A 2,223-nucleotide genomic window follows, 5' to 3' on the forward strand; every position below is an offset into this window, starting at 1 on the left:
CCGAGTCGTCTCGCCGACCGTCGGGTCCGCCGGACTGCCGGACGTCGTGCAGGACTTCCTGACGCTGGCGATCAGCGTCGTCGTGGAGTCCCTGCCCTTCGTCGTGCTCGGCATCCTGCTCTCGATCGTCGTCGAGGTGTGGGTCCCCGTGGGCGTACTCGAACGGGTGCTCCCGCAGCGCGCGGTCCCCCGTCGAGCCGTGATCTCGCTCATCGGGATGCTGTTCCCGGTCTGCGAGTGCGGCAACGTCCCGCTCGCCCGCGGTCTCATGCTGCGCGGGTTCACCCCGGCCGAGGCGGTGACCTTCCTCGTCGCCGCCCCGATCCTCAACCCCCTCGTGATCATCAGCACGGCGCAGGCGTTCGGCTGGTCCGGGTGGATCCTGCCCGTGCGCATCGTCGGCGGCTTCGTCGTCGCGAACCTCGTCGGCTGGATCGTGGCCGCGCACCGACGTCCGGCCGAGCTGCTGCTGCCCACGTTCGAGGCGCGCTGCCGCACAGCCGTCGGTGCCCCGCCGTCCCGAGACCGCTGGCGGGACAGTGCGGCGCAGTTCGGCGGCGAGACCGCGACCATGATGCCCGCCCTGTTCGTCGGCGCCGGGCTGGCCGCGGCCGTCCAGGTCGCCGTACCCCGTTCGACGCTCGTGGCGATCGGCGCGAACCCCGTGCTCTCGGTCGGCGCGATGATGCTCCTGGCCATGACGGTGTCGCTCTGCTCGAACGTCGACGCGTTCTTCGCGCTGTCGTTCGCCTCCACCTTCCTGCCCGGGTCGATCACCGCCTTCCTCATCATCGGACCGATCATCGACGTGAAGATGCTCGTCCTGCTCCGCACGACGTTCCGAGTGCGCTTCCTCGTGCTGCTCGCCGTCGTCTGCGTCCTGTTCGCCGCGACCGTCGGGTTGGTGATGAATGTCCTCGTCTGAGTCGACCGCGCCGGCGGCGCTGGGCCTCGGGTCCGTCCTCGCGGTGGCGCTGTGCACGCTCTGGCTGGCGGTCGTCGGTCACCTCGACCTCTACATCAACCCGCGGTACGCCGTCTTCACCGTCGTGCTCGCGGCCGTCGCGGTGCCGGCCGCGGTCGCCGGACTCGTCGTCGTCGCGCGCGGGCATGCCCACGCACACGGTGACACCGAGGCCGACGCGCACGGCGTCCACGGCGGACGGCCGGGAGGCGCGGGTCGTCCCGTCCGCGTCGTCCTCGGTTGGGCCGCGGCGCTCGTGACGATCGGGGTGACGGTCGCCATGCTCGTGCTGCCGCCCGCGACGCTGTCCGCCCGGACCGCCCAGCAGCGGAGCGTCGATGCCGCGACGCTGTCGAACGCGACCGGAGCGCAGGGGGGTCTCGCTCCTCGGCAGCGACGCGGTCGACACGTCCGACTACGGCGTGAAGGACTGGGCCGCCCTCATCCGCCAGTCCACCGACACGAGCGCCCTCGTCGGGAAGCGGGTGGAGCTCACGGGTTTCGTCGTCCCTGCCGGCGACGGATCGTTCACGCTGACCCGGTTCGTGATCAGCTGCTGCGCCGTCGACGCGCAACCGGTCGGCCTCGGCGTGACCACGACCGGGGCCGTCCCCGACGCGGACCGCTGGGTCACGGTGCGCGGCTCCCTCGTCGCCAACCCCGACCAGTCCGCCGCCGCCAGGATCGAACACCCCGACCGTGTGCCGGCAGAGCTACATCGACCCGCGCCTGCTCGACGCGTACGACCACGGCGAGACCATCGACCCGGCGCGGTTGCACGCGGCCGAGTCCGAGGTGCGTGCACTGCTCTACCGGCAGTGACCTCGGAGTCCGCCGGATGACGTACCGTTGACCACCGTGCCGCCCACCCCACATCCGGCACGGAAGGACCCTCGACAGTCGTGACCGACGAGTGCATCCACGGTTTCCCCACCGAACTCTGCGACATCTGCGCGCCCCGTCAGCGGGAGACCCCCGCCGAGCCCGCAGCCCCGGCACCCCGCCGGACCCGCATCACCACCGACCTCCGCTCCACCCCCGCCCCCGCACGCGTCCCCGGCGGCCCGCTCCGCTCGGCCGTCCCCGACCTGCCCGAGCCACGCGTGTTCGCCTCCCTGCGGGCGCACCACGCCACCCACATCGACAACCTGCCGGGGATCGTCGCGGCGGGCGCGATCACCGCCGCCGTCGACACCGTGCCGGTCGTGGACGTCAGCTCGACGGCCACCCGTGCGGCGCGGTTCGGAGGGGTCCGCCCC

General features: G+C 72.6%; 3 protein-coding genes and 2 pseudogenes. All 5 read left to right on the forward strand.

Annotation, left to right across the window (positions count from 1 at the left end; translation table 11 throughout):
* Positions 1–925: permease (locus tag I59_RS06305; RefSeq protein WP_022903138.1), on the forward strand; the 925-nt coding region annotated here is incomplete at its 5' end.
* A pseudogene (locus I59_RS23835) lies at positions 912–1,286 on the forward strand (DUF1980 domain-containing protein); the annotation flags it as partial. The gene I59_RS06305 and the pseudogene I59_RS23835, both read left to right, overlap by 14 nt.
* A 16-nt stretch (positions 1,287–1,302) precedes the next feature.
* Positions 1,303–1,611: pseudogene (locus I59_RS23840) on the forward strand (hypothetical protein); the annotation flags it as partial.
* A gap of 52 nt (positions 1,612–1,663) precedes the next feature.
* On the forward strand, positions 1,664–1,786 hold the full coding sequence (locus I59_RS23385) for a hypothetical protein (RefSeq protein WP_022903141.1): 123 nt from the start codon (positions 1,664–1,666) through the stop codon (positions 1,784–1,786).
* Positions 1,787–1,866: 80 nt separating this feature from the next.
* Positions 1,867–2,223: hypothetical protein (locus I59_RS06325; protein ID WP_022903142.1), on the forward strand; the 357-nt coding region annotated here is incomplete at its 3' end.

It is taken from the genome of Curtobacterium sp. B8, from assembly GCF_000333315.1.
GTDB lineage: Bacteria > Actinomycetota > Actinomycetes > Actinomycetales > Microbacteriaceae > Curtobacterium > Curtobacterium luteum.